Source organism: Pseudomonas sp. NFACC13-1 (assembly GCF_900104425.1).
In the GTDB taxonomy this organism is placed as follows: domain Bacteria; phylum Pseudomonadota; class Gammaproteobacteria; order Pseudomonadales; family Pseudomonadaceae; genus Aquipseudomonas; species Aquipseudomonas fluorescens_AA.
Genome location: NZ_FMXV01000018.1, coordinates 1 through 16,934, shown reverse-complemented (window position 1 = coordinate 16,934; position 16,934 = coordinate 1). Strand labels below are relative to the sequence as shown.

The following is a 16,934-nucleotide window of genomic DNA, read 5'->3' as shown; positions in this document are numbered from 1 at the left end:
TAGGAGCTGCCGAAGGCTGCGATCTTTTGATCTTGATTTTGATGGTTCACTTTTGACTCAATTGTGTGGGACAAGATCGCAGCCTCGTTGCACTCGACAGCTCCTACATGGGGCAAGCTCCCCTCGCTACCGATCTCTTTGCAAACAAACCTTCCTGGGGACTATCTAAATTGCGTAACGCCCCATAACGTATGGTCGCCTTTGACTTCCAGGTGCCCCGTCGACCATGAGCCAACCGACCCGAATCGATGATGAACAGGCCCTGACCCGACCCGGCGCCGTCAGTCTGCGCGAGGCGTTCTGGTTCTGGCTCAAACTGGGTTTCATCAGTTTCGGCGGCCCAGCGGGGCAGATCGCGATCATGCACCAGGAGTTGGTGGAGCGGCGGCGCTGGATTTCCGAGCGGCGCTTCCTGCACGCCCTCAATTACTGCATGTTGCTGCCGGGGCCTGAGGCCCAACAATTGGCGACGTACCTGGGCTGGTTGATGCACCGAAGCTGGGGTGGAGTGATCGCCGGCGCGTTGTTCGTGCTGCCTTCGCTGTTCATTCTCATCGCGTTGTCGTGGCTGTACATCGCCTTTGGCGAAGTGCCGGTGGTGGCGGGTATTTTCTACGGCATCAAACCGGCGGTGACGGCCATCGTGGTGCATGCCGCCCACCGGATCGGCTCCCGCGCGCTCAAGAACAGTTGGCTGTGGGCGATCGCGGCGGCATCGTTCAGCGCAATATTTGCCTTCGACCTGCCCTTCCCGCTGATCGTGCTGGGTGCGGCTGTCGTCGGTTATTTCGGCGGCCGCTGGGCCCCGGGAAAATTCAGCCTGGGTGGTCACGATACCCAACACAAATCCTTCGGCCCCGCCTTGATCGACGACGACACGCCGACCCCGGACCACGCCCGGTTCAGCGCCGCCAGGTTGGCCCGCCTGGTGGTCGTCGGTGCCCTGTTGTGGATCGTGCCCATGGGCCTGCTGACCGCCGTGTTCGGCTGGGGCGGCACATTGACGCAAATGGCCTGGTTCTTCACCAAGGCCGCGCTGCTGACCTTCGGCGGTGCCTATGCGGTCTTGCCCTACGTGTACCAGGGCGCCGTCGGGCACTTCGGCTGGCTGACGCCGACACAAATGATCGACGGCCTGGCCCTGGGCGAAACCACGCCCGGGCCCCTGATCATGGTCGTGGCCTTCGTCGGTTTCGTCGGAGGTTACGTGATGCAGGTGTTCGGCCCCGAACAGGTCTTCCTCGCCGGTGCCGTCGCGGCTACGCTGGTGACCTGGTTCACGTTCCTGCCCTCGTTCCTGTTCATCCTGGCCGGCGGCCCGCTGGTGGAATCGACCCACAACGCATTGAAATTCACCGCACCGCTGACGGCGATTACCGCGGCGGTGGTCGGGGTAATCCTCAACCTGGCCTGCTTCTTCGGTTATCACGTGCTCTGGCCCAACGGTTTTGCAGGTGCCCTAGACTGGCCGTCAGCGATCATCGCGATTGCTGCGGCAGTTGCGCTGTTTCGCTACAAGCGCGGCGTGATCCAGGTGTTGCTGGCGTGCGGGTTGGCCGGGTTGGCGGTGCATTTGCTGCGCTAGACGAGGCGCTTGCTCAGGTAGGTCGCCGAGGCCGGGCACAAGGTCTTGAACTGGGCCATCGCGCTGATCGACGCGGGCGCCAGCGAGCGATCCTCCTGCTGATAGCCCTGGCCAGAAAAAAACGCCGCGGCGCTGTCGGTCAACAGGTGGAGCCGCTCCACCCCCTCGCGTCTCGCAAACGCTTCGACAGCGGTCAGTACCGCCACCCCAGCCCCCCGCCCGCGCTGCCCCTCAAGGACAACCAACGAGCGTAGCAACCGCTCGGCCCCCTCCCCCTCGATGCCAGCAAACCCCACGTCGACACCCTGGTGGTTGAAGCTGAAGAACTGGCGACCGGAATATGTCAGGTCGCCCACGGGTAGCCCGGCTTGGGTGAGTGCATCACGCAAGGGTCCCAAGTCGTTATTGCTCAGTGCTTTCATGTGCATGGCATGTCCTCGTGGATGTCTCGGTGATCGAGATCGCATGAGACTCCCCCCACCCGCCATGACCCAGCGCAATGGGCACTCCAGCCCATCAGCTAAGCTCAACCTATCATCACGACAAGGAATCGACATGAGCAAGGCAGACGAGCTAGCAGCCAAACTGAGGAAAACCCAACAGACCCGTGCGGATACCGACAACTGCGCCGACCTGGCGATCGAGCACTGGCCCGCCCAGGTCTACGAGCTGTATCGCCAGATCGAAACCTGGCTGGCTCCCGTGTGCGAGGCGGGCCTGGACATCCGGCGCAATCCCACCCACGTCTTTGAAAGTCATTCCAGCGGTTCGACGTACAACTACGCCATCGACCAACTGATGATCGAAGGCAATCATCGCCGCATTCTATTCGACCCGATTGCGCGCTTCTCGCCCAAGGGAGAGGGCTGCATTGAAGTCCATATGAAGGGGCAGGAACACTGCATCGTGCGCACACTCGGTGAGCATGGTGAATCGCTTTGGCATATCCAGGCCCTGCGCCCGACGGGGCAACAGCGCCCTGAACCTGCCATTCTGGACGAGGACGCCTTGCTCTCGCTGGTAGAAGAAGGCCTTGGCCTATAACGCAAATGGGCGCCCCTTGATCGCCCATTTTCAAGGGATAACACGCTAGATCTGCGGCGCTGATTCGAGTGCTGGATCGCTTTCGGGCACCGGCAGCGTCAATTCTTGCGCCGGCCTGCCCACAAGTCTATTCAAAGCATTGTCGATTTCGTCAGCCGCGCCTTGCGCATATCGAACATCCGCCCAGCTCCAGTACGGATCGGATATCAGCCCGCCCACCGCCTGTGCGCACAATTCATCGCTGCTGATGCCCATTTTCCCGGCTGCGGCGATCACGGCCATAAGGGCTTGCTCTAATTGGGAAATTCGCTCGGTCGTCACAATGAACCAACGTGATGGATAACAAACCCAGAGCATAACAAGCCATCAATATGCCACCAACTCCAGGCGCCCAACGGTCGCCCTTCCTGGCGTGCATGCTTCGCCTCAACCCGCCGCACCATAGGACGCCGCCCCCCCAGTCGATGAAGATTCCCGCGCCGCCGACCGAGCAGCCAGCACCGTCAGCACAGCGGCCACAGCCAACACAGCCGCACTGGTTTCGAAGGTCGCGCGATAGCCACTCAGATCAAACAGCAGGCCACCCACTGTCGCGCCCGCTGCGATGGCGAGCTGGACGATCGCCACCATCAAGCCGCCACCGGCTTCGGCATCTTCCGGTAGCGTTCGCGAGAGCCAGGTCCACCAGCCTACGGGCGCTGCCGTGGCCACCAGCCCCCAAAGGCCGAGCAGGAGGGTCGTGATCGTGACCGAGCCGCCGAACCCCACCAGGGCAATGGCAATCGCGGCCATCAACAGGGGGATGACGATAAGCGTCCGATAGAGGTTGTTTTTCAAGCAGATCCCGATCAGGAAAGTGCCCAGCAGCCCCGCCACACCGATCACCAACAACATGAAGGACAGCATTGAAACACTCACTTGCGTCACCGTTTCAAGGAACGGTCGCAGGTAGGTGAACAACATGAACTGCCCCATGAAAAACGTGCTGACCGCCAGCATGCCCAGCGCGACGGGTGCCCGGGTCATCAACTTGAAGACGTTGGTACTGCCCTGCTTCGCCTTCGAAGGCATGGAGGGCAGGCGCAACAGCAGCCAGACCAGGGCGATGGCGGCGACCGGCACGATGCAGAAAAACGCGCCACGCCAACCAATGATCGCCCCCAGGAAGCTGCCCAGCGGCGCAGCGACCACGGTCGCCAAGGCATTGCCGCCATTGACGAAGGCCAGTGCCCGCGGAACCTGAGCGTCCGGCACGAGCCGCATGGCCGTGGCCGCCGACAGCGACCAGAAGCCGCCAATCGCCACGCCGATCAACGCGCGACCGACCATGAATACCGGGTAATTCGGTGCGAACGCCACCACGGAGCCTGAAACGATCATCAGCAAGGTCAGCCCCAGCAGAAGCCATTTGCGGTCGACCCGGGCGGCAATCGAGGCGATGAACAGGCTGGTGATCAGGGCAAAGGCGCCAGAGACGGCAATGCCTTGACCAGCCTGCCCTTCACTGACATGAAGATCGGCCGCTACCGGCGTCAGCAAGCTGACGGGCATGAACTCCGAGGCAACCAGCACGAACGCGGCGAGCGCCATGGCAAATACCGCGCCCCAGGCGGGCGGGTTTTGTGACAATGGGTTATCGGTCATTGAATGACAATCCTGTGTTGCTTGATGGAGCTGTGGGAGCGAGCTCGCGATTCTTTGGTGGATCGAGTGAGGGAGTATTTTCAGCGCTCGATCCGGCCGTCCGGTAACGCATTACGCTGGGATGCTTGCCTGATCCTATGAGTTCTTCCATCGCGTATAGGCAGCGCTTCGTTTAGCACGTTAATGTTCTGCCTATAGCGCTTGAGCCGAGATGACACCCGGAGCCGACATGGCCGTCCAACGCAGATCCGTACAAGAGACATTGACCGCCATCATTGGCGCCCGGACTCCGCACCCGGGCGACTTCGAAACGCCCATTCCCGGCCTCGCCTTCTTCCGGCGTGAAGCCCCGGCGCCGCCGGTGATCTGCATGATCGAACCGAGCATCGTGCTGGTGGCCCAAGGCGAGAAGCAGGTGTGGATCGGTGGCGAAGCCTATGGCTACGACACCGGGCGGTTCCTCATGACCTCCCTGGACATCCCGGCCAATTCCGAAGTGCTGCAGGCAAGCCCGGAGCAACCCTGCCTGGGCCTGGTCCTGAGGCTCGACTTGCGCATGGTGGCCGACCTGATCGCCCAAGGCAGCCTGTCGCCGCCGCATGATCGAGCGGTCGGGATCGGCGCAGGAACCGGCACCGCGACGCCGGACCTTTTGGCGCCGTTCGCACGCCTGCTGGCGTTGCTCGACGAACCGGAAGCGATTCCCATACTGGCACCTTTGATCCAGCGCGAGATCCACTACCGGCTGCTGCTCAGCGACCAGGCCGCCCGACTGCGGCAGATCGCCTCGGTCGATAGCCAGGGCTACCGGATCGCCAAGGCCATCGACTGGCTGAAATTGAACTACACCGAGCCCGTGCGCGTGAACGACCTCGCGGCGCGGGTGCAAATGAGCGCGCCGACGTTTCACCACCACTTCCGCCAGCTCACGGCGATGAGCCCGCTGCAATACCAGAAGTGGCTGCGGTTGAACGAAGCCAAACGCTTGATGCTCAACGAACACGTGGACGTGGCGAGTGCGGCCTTCAAGGTGGGCTACGAAAGCCCTTCGCAATTCAGCCGCGAATATGCCCGCTTGTTTGGCGTGCCACCCAAGCGGGACATCGCGGCGTTGCGCGGGCCAGCCAACCAGAGCAAGGCGGTTTGATTGATTCAGGCTTGACTGATTGTGGCGAGGTAGCTTGCTCTCGCTGGGCTGCGCCCGTAGGAGCGGTCTAGGTACTCAAGCCGATCCAACCGTGGACGCCCACGTAGAGACCGACGCCGATGATCAACACGCTGGACAGGTAAGGTGCCCGACGAGCAACGGTGCCCAGCCAAGGCCAGCGATTGGAAGCCTGCCTTGCACCAATGGCCGCCGCAGCCCCCACGGTCACGAGGGTCATCGCCAGGCCGATGCTGAAGCACAGGACGAGCAGGCCGCCCAGCGCGACCGCTTTGACTTGCAGGCACAGCAACAGGACGGTAATGGCCGCAGGACAAGGAATCAGCCCGCCCGTGAGCCCGAACAGGATGATCTGGCCCGTGGTGACCTCCCGGTTGGTGAAGCGCTTGCGGATGTCGTTGGCATGCGCCTGTTCGTGGGTGTCCTGATAACCCTCCAGTGCCAACGCCGGGCCTTTGGGTTCGGGGTGCTCGTGTTTGTGGTGATGGTCGTGATCGTGATGATGGTGGTGGTCATGCCCTTGTGCGAACTTGAACATCTGCTCGCCGCGCCAGGTTCGCCACAGCATCCACAGCGCGATGGCAATGATCAACGCAGAAGATGCCAGTTGGAAATAAGGTTCCGTGGTTTCGGCATCGAGCCCCTGACCCAGATACATGCCGCCGATGGCAACCAGCCACACCACGACAGTGTGGGACAGCGTCGCCGCCAGCCCAAGCAACACCGCCTGCTTGACCGAACCCCGGATCGCCACGATAAACGCCGCCATCATGGTTTTCGAATGGCCCGGCTCCAGGCCATGCAAGGCCCCCAGCAAGATAGCGCTGGGAAAATACAGCCAGGCCTGAGCGCCACCCTGTTGCAGCAATTCAGCAAAATCTGGCATGTAGGGCCTAGAGGTACTTGGTGATTTGCTTGAAGGCTTCCAGCGGCGCGCGCTCGCCTTTATTCAACGACGAAACGGTGTCCTCCAGACAGTGATCGATGTGATCCTGGATCAACGTTCGTTTGGCCTGGCACACCGCTTTTTCAACCGCATGCAACTGCTGGGCAATCTCCACGCACTCACGCCCCTCTTCGATCATCGTGATGATGCTGCGCAAATGGCCATCCGCGCGCTTGAGGCGCTTGATGATCGCTGCGTGGCTTTGGTGGGGATGTTCATGATCATGCGCATTCATGACTTGGGCCCTGGGTTTCGATGAATTTGCGTCGCCATCCTATCCCCCCAGGGAGGATACAAGCAACTCATCGAAACGCTGACTAACCTGTGGGAGCGAGCCTGCTCGCGATGACGGCAGCACATCAAACATCGCCATCAACTGCCCCACCACTATCGCGAGCAAGCCCGTTCCCACAGGCTCCAGGCTGCACAGGATGATGAGCAAGGCAATGCAGGCGACCTTGTGAGGTCGCCCACTTTCATTACAGCGCCAGAACCTGCGCCTGCAATCGCCGCCCGATCACATCCAGCAAATCACACCCGTCGCGCAGGGGGATCGCCAGCACTTGGGCAAGATCATGGAGTACCACCGCGTCCGTACTGATGTCGGAACGCATGGCGAGGTTTTCCAGCAACTGGGTGACAGCGGCGATGCGGTAAGCAGCGGTATCGTGCAACACGTCCAACGGCGCTTCAGTGTCGATCAGGAGCGCGTGGAAATTGTTTTCGATACCGGTGATGGGCATGTAGCGGGACATGAGGGGTTACTCCTGCGGGAATGGGAGGTCGGTGGCGGATTGAGATGCCGCTGGCAAAGGGAGCGAATCCGGGATCGAGATTCGGATACTTGGCAGGAGATATTCTTGGGTGACGCTAGACGAAAGCCACCTTGGATTGGCTGTGGTTTTCGGAGGGTTGGGGGTGAGCTTTTTCATTGGCTTGTACCTAGGTTATGTAAAGGAACTGCCTTCACCACTTCCACCTGGTGGGTGGCAGCTGTACGCGGGTGTGGAAGACCGAGAACCTAGGACCCGGCGCACCCGAAGGCGCCCCGCGTACAGCCGCCGTAATTTAACAGCAGACCTAGGAAAAGCGTCTGCTTTTTAATTTAGCGGTGCAACGCGCTAGGTTTTCACAAGGGCTTCCACACCCTCTCGCTGAATTTGCAGCGACGGAGAAAACTTAGCGCACGGGGTGATTGGGTGGATAGTCAGCGGGGAGCGACGCAGCTTGAGGGAAATTTCCGATTGAGGTGTCCGGAGCTGGACTCAGCAGTTCAGGCGGTGGGATGCAAAGAATGATTTCGATACGAATGAGCGCTCAACGCCATAAGCAGGGCTGAGGTTTCATCGTATGGTTGAGCGCACCCGTCCTGGCTGCAAGTCAAACGAAAGGGCTGACACAGGGTCTTTTTTATACATATAGAATATGCATAATGACAACATTCAGAACTCAGTATGATCCAGCAAAAAACGTCGCTAACAAGAAGAAACACAAGGTGAGTCTGGCCGATGCCGAAGCTGTGTTTTATGACGAAATGGCTCTTGAGCGTGAGGATAATGATCATGATGAAAAGCGGTGAATTATCATGGGGCAAGACGCCTGCGGTCGTGTACTCGTCGTTGCATACACCTACCGTGAGCCAGATTTCGTTCGTCTTATCAGCGCACGACTAACCTCCAAAAAAGAACTACGTCAGTACCTGGGAGGTTGACCCCATGAAAGAAGAATACGATTTCAGCACAGCCAAGCGTGGGGCGGTTGCAAGCAGCAAAGGCAAAACCCGCATAACCATCATGCTTGATGAGGACGTGATCGAGGCCGCTCGCGAACGCGCCGAAAGTGCTGGTACTGGATATCAGACACTCATCAACAATCTACTGCGTCAGGCTTTGATATCTGAAACTGCCCACAATCTGTCACCGGCAGCCCAAAAGCGAACCCGAACAGTTAAACCCTATGCAAACGGTATTACCCGGTCCGACGTGAAGGATCTGGAAAAGCGCCTAGCCGCCATGACTGAGGAGCTGCACAAGATGGTGGACGCATCCAGGCCCGGTAAAGCCAAAGCATCGGTATGAACTGAGAGGATCGATTTACTCAGGAGCAAGGCACTGTCTTAACCCAGTGCCTTCACCCACACCCACAATAATCCGCTTGCCCATTTTCTCCCCCACCTCCAACGCCTGCCCATCCCGCTGCTTCCCCCGCCGCGCCAAACCCACCAGGCGCGGAATCAACTCGCCTTCCGGCAAGTGCTGCCAGAATCGCCCTGGCATGTGCTGACGCAACGCTTGGGGATTGAGCCGCGCCGGGTTGAAGATGTGTCTGTAATAGGTCCGCCACAGCTCAGCCCCGGGATCTTCCGCGTGCCGCGCCCAATGCTGCCACTGCTCGGGGCACCGTCGCTGGTAATCCAACGACTGCCCATCGAAACGGATACCGTCGCGAGGCGTTGCGATCAGCCAGCGCTGTTGTCCCAGTCGCTCGGCAAAATGACCACTGGCGCTTTCGAGGATGTCATGGGCCGGTTGGTGGTAGGCGACCAGATCCAGCTGCAGTTGCTCGGCCAATGCTTGCGGCAAGGGAACGAAGCGGACGAAGGCATGCAGATGATGAGCCTCGCGCTGGACCTGCTTGATCCGCCGCTGCAGCTCACTGCCCAGGCGATCGCCCGCGAGCATGGCCGTGCGGTCGCCGTGGGCAACCCGCCAAAGCACTTCGTACAGAAGGTTCCAGCGCTGTTCGCCCTGGTAGCGGCCAGCCTGTTCGAGCTGGGTCAGCAAGGCCGCGGGAACTCGCGTACGGAACGGGCCCGGTCCTTGGGGCAGCGACGCCGGCATGGCCAAAAGATCGGCCATCGGGCCTTGGGCCCATGTGACATCGCTCGGGTCGATACCATGGCCGAGCAGCGTTCGAGCCTGGTCCCGCCACGTAGCGAAATCGTTCTCGCAATCCAGGGCAATCACGACCAAAGCCCCATCTGCATCGGCCGCTGGGGGTCACGCAACCGCGCCCGCAGCAGGCCGCTGCGCACCTGGGCGTCGGCAGGCCGGTAATCGCTGGTGACAATGAACGGTCGCGCCTTCTCCAGCACGCACCGCAACTGCACCAGGTCGTCATAACGCACACGCCGCTCCCGGCGCAGCGCAACCAGGCGTTGCACACTACGCAGGCCAATCCCCGGAATACGCGCCAGCAATGCGGGTTCGGCGCGGTTGACATCCAGCGGGAACACCTCGCGATTGGCCAGCGCCCACGCCAGCTTGGGGTCGATATCCAAGTCCAGGTTGTGGGTTTCGCTCAAAAGCTCGCCTGCCTTGTAGCCATAACCGCGCATGAGAAAGTCCGCCTGATAAAGCCGGTGCTCGCGCAGCAACGGCGGTGCCGCCAGGGGCACGCTGGCGGGGCTGTCGGGAATCGGGCTGAACGCTGAATAGTAAACCCGTCGCAAACCGTACCCCTGGTAGAGCGACTCGGCGTTGCTCAGGATGGCGTGATCATCGCTGGCATCGGCCCCCACAATCACCTGCGTGCTCTGCCCGGCCGGGGCGAAGCGAGGCGCCCGCGGCTCACCGGCCACCGCCTGTTGCCCCTGGTGGATGGTGCCCATGGCTTGGCGGATGGTCGACAACTGCTTTTCCGGTGCCAGGCGCTTGAGGCTGATATCGGAGGACAGCTCGATATTCACGCTCAAGCGATCAGCCAACCGCCCCGCTTCCTCGATCAACAGCGGATCGGCATCGGGAATGGTCTTGAGATGGATATAACCACGAAACTGATGCTCTTCCCGCAGCAACCGCGCCACTCGGATCAACTGCTCCATGGTGTAATCGGCCGAGCGAATGATGCCGGAACTCAAAAACAACCCACTGATGCAGTTGCGACGATAAAAATCCAGGGTCAACCGAACCACCTCCTCCGGCGTGAAGCGCGCCCTCGGCACGTTGCTGGAACGACGGTTGACGCAATACTGGCAGTCGTACAGGCAAAAATTGGTCAGCAACACCTTCAGCAACGAAACGCAGCGCCCATCCGGCGTATAGCTATGGCAAATGCCCATGCCATCGGTGGCCCCCAGCCCATGACGACCACGGGAGCTGCGCTTGGGGGCACCGCTGCTGGCGCAGGAAGCGTCGTACTTGGCAGCATCGGCGAGAATGCCGAGCTTGGCGATAAGCTGCATGAAGTGAACTCGAATACTGGATATAAATACAGTATTTTGAGATACGCCGAGATGCAAGCGCCATTGGTCAATTCAACACCTGCCATGAGTCACCCTGGCCATGACGTAGGCCACGCCGGTGGGATGGGCTATAATCGGCCAACCAACGCGATTGAGGTCCAGCCCCATGGGCAATGTCAGCCTTGAAACCAAAAAGGCCTATGCCGCCAGGACGCGCAGATCCAACTACGCGGCTAGCCTGCGCCTGGAAGGCTTCAAAACGACCTTCGCCGACGGCCAACGCAAAATGCCAACGCGCGAAGAGGTCTTGAAGGCCTTCACCCGACCTGAACCTGATGCCTGACAAATATGGAGTCGGTGAAGACGCTTACTGCTATCCCGGCTCCGCGGTCCTTCGCAACAAGCTCGATATTCGAGACGAACCAACTCTAAGCGAAGCCGAACAACAACTCTCGACCATCGCAGCGGACAACGTCGAATTCAGCCCACCTCCCTACAGCCTGGCTTACCTTCAAAACATTCATCGAGTTCTCTTCTCGGACCTGTTCGAATGGGCCGGAGAGCTGCGCACCGTTGGCATGTCCAAACAAGCCACCCGCTTTTGCCAACCCCAGTACATGGAGGCGGAAGCCAACAAAATCTTCATGAGCATGGCGGCGGCCAACTGGCTCGAAGGGCTGGACAGGGCAGACCTGATCGTCGCCGTTGCAGAAACCTATTCCGACATCAACGTCGTACACCCCTTCCGCGAAGGCAATGGCCGTGCCCAGCGCATCCTGTTTGAACACCTGATCATGAATGCCGGGTTTGAAATCAGTTGGTGGGGGATTGAGAAAGACGAGTGGATCTACGCCAATATCGCGGCCTATAACTGCGTCATGGAGCCTATGGAGCAGGTTTTTGAGAAGTGCATAGGAAAGACAATTCAACCTGAACTCCCCGCCCCCTAGTATCAACCCGAATCGCAACTCGGCTTCCCCCTCATGGAATATCTGAAGTCAGATCCAACTTAACGCGTTTCCATTCCCCATTAGCTTCATAATAAGCAATATTTCTATACTCATACACAACATCCAGTGTTCTGAGTCTAACCCTACCAGGCAAAGTCGCACGAACAGCACCAGAACTTTGCGTCACAAGAAATGGGCTACTTGACTTTATTTTATCAAGCGCTGCAGCAGAGTCATCGGTTTTCTCGATGAGAAAATATCGATAGACAAACGGGACTGTTGCCCCACCCGAGTCATAAAGTACTTCGTAGATCGCACCGGTGGTATCGACTGGCGTCACGGAAATTATTCTTGACGGAGCCGGCAAAAATGGACCGCTAAAGAAAATATATGCAGCCTGAACAATACAAACCAGCAACAGGATTAAAAAAGCCAACTTATAAGCCTTTGGTTTTAGCATATCTTATACCTGCCTTTATCCAGAGATTTGGTCCATCCTATCATCACCGTAGGGTGACTCTGCCCACCACTTCCCAAACTCCGCCTTCGATGTCCCCGCTACGGATTGAGCAGCACCAGCAGCTCTTAATAATACCTGCTCCGGAATACCCGCCGCAGTGCCAGTAGCACCGTAATTAAAATTACCAAACGCCTCGAACTCTCTACCAAGCTGCTTATAATCCCACTCACCTTTGTTTCGAACCTTAGTGTAAAACACTCCGAGAACGTAAGCCTCCCCACCTGCAATTACTTCAGCCGCCTCTCTCCATTTCCTTGCCTCTTCCAAGTTCCCGTCCAACTTAACACCGGGCGGCGATAACGGAGGGTTACCTGAAGCGGCTCGCTCTTCTGATTGTTTTTCTTGAGCCTCAATTAATTTTAACAGTCGTCCTTCGAGACTAATGATCTCATCATTCAACACGTCGCTTCGATAGGCCGCTTGAATAGCTGCAAACTCCTGCTCGAACGAAACATCAGGATCTAGTTGATTATCCCGTGTACGCTCAAGAAACGCTTTAAGATCTTGTTTCTTGAAATCCACACCAGGGTACTTTCCCAATACCAAGTTCAGTGCAGATAGCTCTCTCCGTTCATCATTTAATACCTGATTTACCACCTTAACTCCCTTATTGACCCAGTCAACAGGAGTCGCTGTGGGATCAGGTATTTTTGCGGCAACCGCATCAAGCCTGGACTGTACGTTCACCTCCACATTGACTTTATCCAAATTGTACTTATGGACAATCGGATTTTTCCTTGTATTGTATTTAGCTGCCCAAGCAGCTACCCCGGCCCACACCTTCAAGTTCTCTTTTTCTTCCGCAGCCGAAACGGCAGAAATTAAAGCTCGTGACTTGTCAGTTAAAATTTTTATTCGCTCCGCGAGCACCCTCCCTCTATACGCCGCAGTAATAGATCGGAGCCACGCCTTATAAGTTTCCAGCGGTAGCCTACCATTGCGCCTACCATGATATTTACGAAATCAACTGCCCTATTCTTCATATCTCGATCAAACGGACTGCTACCGAAAAAACTATTTGCCACCATCAAACTTTGAGTGAGCTCTGACTAGTCCTTTGACAACATTTCATCAACAACATTTCTTTCAGCTTTCAACCTATCCAAAGAAGAACCATTAGCGAAACCGACAGCAGCATTAATTTCCGAATCAAGCTCAGAACTCAACCTACCAAAATAAGAACTATATGAATTATCGATACTTCTATTTAGTTGGAAAATCGTAAAAATAACAGTCATTATCAGACGTTCACTTTTAACGTCCCGCCGCTTAAAAAAATTCTCAACTTCTACAATCTCTACCACTTGCCCGTTCCAAGTACTGGCTTTGCAATATATCCTAAGATAGGACTCGGGGGATTAGGTAGGGGGCCATCGGGGGTGATAACTAACGGCGGTAGCTCTAACGGTCCTGTCATAAGTTGCTCCATTTGTATTATCGCATGTATAAATCGACGTTTTTGTACGCCAATCCATACAGAAGTTCTTATTGCGCTCTCTTCCGATAGCAAAATCACTGTATAAAAAAATATTTAACCATGCAATGAATTTTTATGCGTTTACGCATAAACAATGAAATACACCCATTATCCAACGTCACCGCCCCGCTCTGTAACCGATACATCGCCTACAGATTTGGCAGCTATGTAGTCGACCTCGTACATAATTTAGGGAATTTTCCTACGCGCCAATTTCCTGCCGATTTTTATCAGGAAATTTATAGTTCCGGCATTTATTATTACTTAATAAGCATAAAATTTATTAAGAGGGCGGTAAAAATCTAGCGATCTATAGTCACTACGAAAACCCGGTTCGGACGCCATTTGAACGAGCCTCAGGGAAGACAGAACACCGTTTCCCCTTATATAAGGATAGTCAACAGTTATGTTTATGACTAACAGCAACGATAACAGCGGGGAGCTTTTGGGTCAGAAGCGGCGGCGCCGCTGGAGCCCAGAGCAAAAACTGGCAATGGTTCGCAAGAGTGGCCAAGCGACAACGGCTCCCCCCTTCCGCGAAGGCAATGGCCGTGCGCAACGCAGCCTCTTCGTGCACCTGATCATGAACGTCGGGTTTGAAATCAGCTGGTGGGGATAGAGAAAGATGCATGGATTTTCGCCAAATTGCGGCTTGCTCAGCGCCTTACGCTGCATTCCGTAAAAGTGCTACAGTTGTCAGCAACTAACATCTGCTAAAGCACTAAAAATGCTCACGACAAAATCCTTCACACCCAACGAAAAAGGTCGTGACTTTGTAGTGGGCGACATTCACGGACATTTCAAGCTTCTGAAAAAAGCCTTGGGCAAAGTAAATTTCAATACCGAAGCAGACCGCATCTTTTCTGTGGGCGACCTTATCGACCGAGGCCCTGACTCCTTGGATGTACTGAATTGGCTTGGGAAACCGTGGTTCCATGCCGTGCGCGGCAATCATGAGCAGATGCTCATTGATTGCGTCTCCGGCCACGGGAATATACCTAGGCATATCCGAAATGGTGGAGCCTGGCTCTACGAGTTACAGCCGACTCTTCAACATAAACTCCTGCAAGCCTTGCAAGCGCTTCCGCTGATCATTGAAATCAATCTATCAAGCGATCAAACAGTTGGAGTAGTACATGCCGAAGCGCCAAATATTAAAAGTAACGATGGCTGGCAGGAAGCGAAGGACGCTATTAGCGGAAAATCTGGAAAGTCGAATCAACGACAAGCCTTGAAAACAGCGCTGTATGCCAGGAAAAAAATCGAGCGGCAAGACCACTCCTCCATCAACGGAATAAGCCAGCTCTATGTAGGGCACTCAACCGTATCCGAGGTCATGAGGCTGGGCAATGTCGTCTATATCGACACGGGCTGTGGATTTGCTGATGGCGCGTTAAGCCTGATAGAAATCCCATTCGAAACTGTCGTGAGCATCAGCATGAGCGGGTGAGGTTCTCATTCATGCCACCCTGGACCTGATAAACCGTGCCCCTTTCGTAATTTGCATCCGACCCACCATGCCCAGCCCCTTAAAAACTATAGTACATATAAGCTATTGACGGCAGCTTCATCGCTGACTAGATTTCGCTAGCGCTAGCTCCCGGCCGCGGCAACCTTGTTTAAAAGTTTGTTTTGAGACAGTGCTGAAACAGCGCTTATTGTAGTGGGCGCTGATATAGTCGTATTTATTAGTTTATAACGAGACCTACACAATGATGATTAACAATAAGCTCATTCAGATAGCACTCACTGGTTCTTTGGTCTCTCTCCTAGCAGGATGCGGTAGTATCGCATCCTCAATGGCGAATGATAGCGACTTGCAGCAAAAAGCAGGTGTAGCCCTAAATACTTCACCGGACGGGTTGAAGATCCTGGATCGTAGTACATCACTTGATTCGGTTAAATTCAGGGTACAAAGCAGTAAAGGTGTCTACAATTGCTACTACACCTCAGTTTATGGTGCGATCGATTCTGACACTCTGTGCTCAGGTCCGGTTGATGGTACTAAAGGTGAGGATATAAAGACGACATCCGCACAGTGTAATGCTTTGACCAAAGCCGCTGGTCGCTGCTGAGTATGACTTCAACATCTCGTCTGTTAATTCCTGCTATAGTAGTGGGAATTTCCTTGTTGTCTGGGTGCGTCCCAATCCAACCTATTCAGCGAGGTGGCGCGGCTCAAGACTCGAGTCTACCCTCAGAAACTGCCGAGCGCCGTAAAATCGAAGATCAACTCTTCGCCACCGCGCAGTCAGCAGGTAAGGTGATTCTGGTAATACCCAGCGCCAGCCTAGACAGTTTGAAAATAGACTTCAATAATAACGACTCAACGATGGAGTTCTTGAAGTTGCGCTCGGCAGTCACCGAGTGGACAAACACACGTAACCCGTCTGTTGCATTCAAAGTGGGTTATGACACGAAAACCACCGATATTGGTGCGCCTCAGGGGTCTTATTTTCAAGTGGTTTTCGGTCGTACTTTATACAAAATATATTTAGTCGAACCCGGCCACTACTCTATTACCGGCGTGAGCTATGACTTACCAAGGACGCCTGGCTACGAGACGCCCGGCGAGCGTGGAATTCGCCCTTCGACCTTAGGTTACGTCACTCTCGAGCCTAAGAGCTTCCGTGAATACGATCGTGGCCAAAAGTGGGAGGATGCCAGTTATAGAACGGAGACCGTTGAGGAACAACGTTGCACGGCAGTTCGCGTGGTAAACGGCGAGTGTGTAAGCACTGCCAAATACTCTTATGATGTGAAACAACAGACTGCTGCCGCAGGTTGGCGAGAAACTATAAAGCAGCGGGACGTAGAAGGCAGGACCGTTTCTGCTCATTTAGCCAAGGAGTTCGCAACATTCGATGTGGCAGCAGGCGAAGTGGTGCTGGTAGATGGTTTCTTTGCTGACCCGCCAAGCATCGATTATAAGCAAGGAAGTTGTAGGCAAACTCAGCAGAGCCAAATGCGGTGCGAGTTGGAACAAGTCAAGATGGTTAAGCTGCTCGGTGAAGTCGACCAAGTGCTGCATGCTGACAACCCTGCAGACTACGGGTTTCCGAAATTGGCCCAAGTGCTCAAGCAGTTGAAATATCGTCCTATACATGTGCAGGCGCGGCAAACGTCTGGGCAATCGACTTGGGGCCCCACCTACGTACTTAAGGCCGATTGATCAACTTGGGGTTTTCTGTGAGAAGCTTTGATGACAATCATGGGAGGGTGTTCGCCGGTATCCTGGATAGAACTCGCAAAAGTGCCGAATGGATATCGATGCTGGCGCGTCCTCCGTTTCTCCTTGAGGATGTGATAGCTCGCCCGGTTTTTTGGGGAGTGTCAGAAATTTTGTGTTCGGGCATAACATGAGTCAGAGGTGCATGTATGCCAACCAAAAAGAAACCCCTGCGTGACCTGCCCAAAATC

At 56.0% G+C, this 16,934-nt stretch carries 20 protein-coding genes and 2 pseudogenes; 11 read left to right on the top strand and 11 right to left on the bottom strand.

Annotation, left to right across the window (positions count from 1 at the left end; translation table 11 throughout):
* Positions 1–226: 226 nt before the first annotated feature.
* A complete protein-coding gene (gene chrA / locus BLQ55_RS20645; protein ID WP_092256488.1) occupies positions 227–1,585 on the top strand; it encodes a chromate efflux transporter in 1,359 nt (452 codons plus the stop codon).
* Here the strand turns inward: chrA and arsN2 are convergent.
* A complete protein-coding gene (arsN2, locus tag BLQ55_RS20640) occupies positions 1,582–2,013 on the bottom strand; it encodes an arsenic resistance N-acetyltransferase ArsN2 (RefSeq protein ID WP_092256485.1) in 432 nt (143 codons plus the stop codon). The genes chrA and arsN2 overlap by 4 nt on opposite strands.
* Positions 2,014–2,140: 127 nt before the next feature.
* Between arsN2 and BLQ55_RS20635 the strand changes: the two genes are divergently transcribed.
* Entirely contained in the window at positions 2,141–2,629 is a 489-nt protein-coding gene (locus BLQ55_RS20635; RefSeq protein ID WP_092197264.1) for a hypothetical protein, read from the top strand.
* 45 nt (positions 2,630–2,674) lie between these two features.
* On the opposite strand, the gene BLQ55_RS32210 is transcribed toward BLQ55_RS20635, so the two are convergent.
* Both BLQ55_RS32210 and BLQ55_RS20625 read right to left on the bottom strand, forming a co-directional pair.
* A complete protein-coding gene (locus tag BLQ55_RS32210; RefSeq protein WP_176814230.1) occupies positions 2,675–2,911 on the bottom strand; it encodes a hypothetical protein in 237 nt (78 codons plus the stop codon).
* 144 nt (positions 2,912–3,055) lie between these two features.
* Positions 3,056–4,273 carry an MFS transporter gene (locus BLQ55_RS20625; protein WP_092256482.1) on the bottom strand — a complete coding sequence of 406 codons (1,218 nt, stop codon included), beginning with the start codon at positions 4,271–4,273 and terminating at the stop codon, positions 3,056–3,058.
* Between the two features lie 229 nt (positions 4,274–4,502).
* Here BLQ55_RS20625 and BLQ55_RS20620 point away from each other — a divergent pair, with 229 nt between their 5' ends.
* Positions 4,503–5,420 carry an AraC family transcriptional regulator gene (locus BLQ55_RS20620; RefSeq protein WP_092256478.1) on the top strand — a complete coding sequence of 306 codons (918 nt, stop codon included), beginning with the start codon at positions 4,503–4,505 and terminating at the stop codon, positions 5,418–5,420.
* A gap of 67 nt (positions 5,421–5,487) precedes the next feature.
* Here BLQ55_RS20620 and BLQ55_RS20615 read toward each other — a convergent pair whose 3' ends face one another.
* The 3 genes from BLQ55_RS20615 to BLQ55_RS20605 all read right to left on the bottom strand — a co-directional run bounded on the left by BLQ55_RS20615 (position 5,488) and on the right by BLQ55_RS20605 (position 7,139).
* Complete coding sequence (locus BLQ55_RS20615; RefSeq protein ID WP_092256475.1) at positions 5,488–6,324, bottom strand: nickel/cobalt efflux protein RcnA; 837 nt, start codon at positions 6,322–6,324, stop codon at positions 5,488–5,490.
* A gap of 7 nt (positions 6,325–6,331) precedes the next feature.
* Positions 6,332–6,619, bottom strand: coding sequence for a metal-sensing transcriptional repressor (locus BLQ55_RS20610; RefSeq protein ID WP_092197282.1), 288 nt, complete (start codon positions 6,617–6,619; stop codon positions 6,332–6,334).
* Positions 6,620–6,863: 244 nt separating this feature from the next.
* Positions 6,864–7,139, bottom strand: coding sequence for a hypothetical protein (locus BLQ55_RS20605; protein WP_092256472.1), 276 nt, complete (start codon positions 7,137–7,139; stop codon positions 6,864–6,866).
* Positions 7,140–7,816: 677 nt separating this feature from the next.
* Between BLQ55_RS20605 and BLQ55_RS20600 the strand changes: the two are divergent.
* Both BLQ55_RS20600 and BLQ55_RS20595 read left to right on the top strand, forming a co-directional pair.
* Positions 7,817–8,095: pseudogene (locus BLQ55_RS20600) on the top strand (BrnT family toxin).
* A gap of 4 nt (positions 8,096–8,099) precedes the next feature.
* The gene (locus BLQ55_RS20595; RefSeq protein WP_060743052.1) at positions 8,100–8,462 is read left to right on the top strand and encodes a DUF6364 family protein; all 363 of its coding nucleotides are present in this window, start codon (positions 8,100–8,102) and stop codon (positions 8,460–8,462) included.
* Between the two features lie 15 nt (positions 8,463–8,477).
* Here the strand turns inward: BLQ55_RS20595 and BLQ55_RS20590 are convergent, their stop codons facing one another.
* Complete coding sequence (locus BLQ55_RS20590; RefSeq protein ID WP_092197291.1) at positions 8,478–9,356, bottom strand: TIGR03915 family putative DNA repair protein; 879 nt, start codon at positions 9,354–9,356, stop codon at positions 8,478–8,480.
* Positions 9,347–10,567, bottom strand: coding sequence for a putative DNA modification/repair radical SAM protein (locus BLQ55_RS20585; RefSeq protein ID WP_092256469.1), 1,221 nt, complete (start codon positions 10,565–10,567; stop codon positions 9,347–9,349). Before BLQ55_RS20585 ends, BLQ55_RS20590 begins: the two co-directional genes overlap by 10 nt.
* A 166-nt stretch (positions 10,568–10,733) precedes the next feature.
* Between BLQ55_RS20585 and BLQ55_RS20580 the strand changes: the two genes are divergently transcribed.
* Both BLQ55_RS20580 and BLQ55_RS20575 read left to right on the top strand, forming a co-directional pair.
* A complete protein-coding gene (locus BLQ55_RS20580; protein ID WP_092256466.1) occupies positions 10,734–10,910 on the top strand; it encodes a YhfG family protein in 177 nt (58 codons plus the stop codon).
* Positions 10,903–11,517 (top strand): putative adenosine monophosphate-protein transferase Fic, encoded by a 615-nt coding sequence (locus BLQ55_RS20575; protein ID WP_092256464.1) that lies wholly within the window; start codon positions 10,903–10,905, stop codon positions 11,515–11,517. Before BLQ55_RS20580 ends, BLQ55_RS20575 begins: the two co-directional genes overlap by 8 nt.
* Positions 11,518–11,548: 31 nt before the next feature.
* Here the strand turns inward: BLQ55_RS20575 and BLQ55_RS31715 are convergent, their stop codons facing one another.
* From BLQ55_RS31715 to BLQ55_RS31710, 3 genes are all read right to left on the bottom strand, one after another.
* Positions 11,549–11,977: a hypothetical protein gene (locus tag BLQ55_RS31715; RefSeq protein ID WP_143011760.1), complete on the bottom strand. Its 429-nt coding sequence runs from the start codon at positions 11,975–11,977 to the stop codon at positions 11,549–11,551.
* A 15-nt stretch (positions 11,978–11,992) separates the two neighbouring features.
* Positions 11,993–12,907, bottom strand: coding sequence for a polymorphic toxin type 44 domain-containing protein (locus tag BLQ55_RS32590; protein WP_256326625.1), 915 nt, complete (start codon positions 12,905–12,907; stop codon positions 11,993–11,995).
* Positions 12,908–13,086: 179 nt separating this feature from the next.
* Positions 13,087–13,341: a hypothetical protein gene (locus BLQ55_RS31710; protein ID WP_143011759.1), complete on the bottom strand. Its 255-nt coding sequence runs from the start codon at positions 13,339–13,341 to the stop codon at positions 13,087–13,089.
* A gap of 699 nt (positions 13,342–14,040) precedes the next feature.
* Between BLQ55_RS31710 and BLQ55_RS20565 the strand changes: the two are divergent.
* From BLQ55_RS20565 to BLQ55_RS20550, 4 genes and pseudogenes are all read left to right on the top strand, one after another.
* Positions 14,041–14,127, top strand: a pseudogene (locus BLQ55_RS20565) (cell filamentation protein Fic); the annotation flags it as partial.
* Positions 14,128–14,241: 114 nt separating this feature from the next.
* Positions 14,242–14,964 carry a metallophosphoesterase gene (locus tag BLQ55_RS20560; RefSeq protein WP_092256461.1) on the top strand — a complete coding sequence of 241 codons (723 nt, stop codon included), beginning with the start codon at positions 14,242–14,244 and terminating at the stop codon, positions 14,962–14,964.
* Positions 14,965–15,226: 262 nt separating this feature from the next.
* Positions 15,227–15,589: a hypothetical protein gene (locus tag BLQ55_RS20555; protein WP_092256458.1), complete on the top strand. Its 363-nt coding sequence runs from the start codon at positions 15,227–15,229 to the stop codon at positions 15,587–15,589.
* Positions 15,590–15,846: 257 nt separating this feature from the next.
* On the top strand, positions 15,847–16,686 hold the full coding sequence (locus tag BLQ55_RS20550; protein ID WP_256326624.1) for a hypothetical protein: 840 nt from the start codon (positions 15,847–15,849) through the stop codon (positions 16,684–16,686).
* The last annotated feature ends 248 nt before the right edge of the window (positions 16,687–16,934 follow it).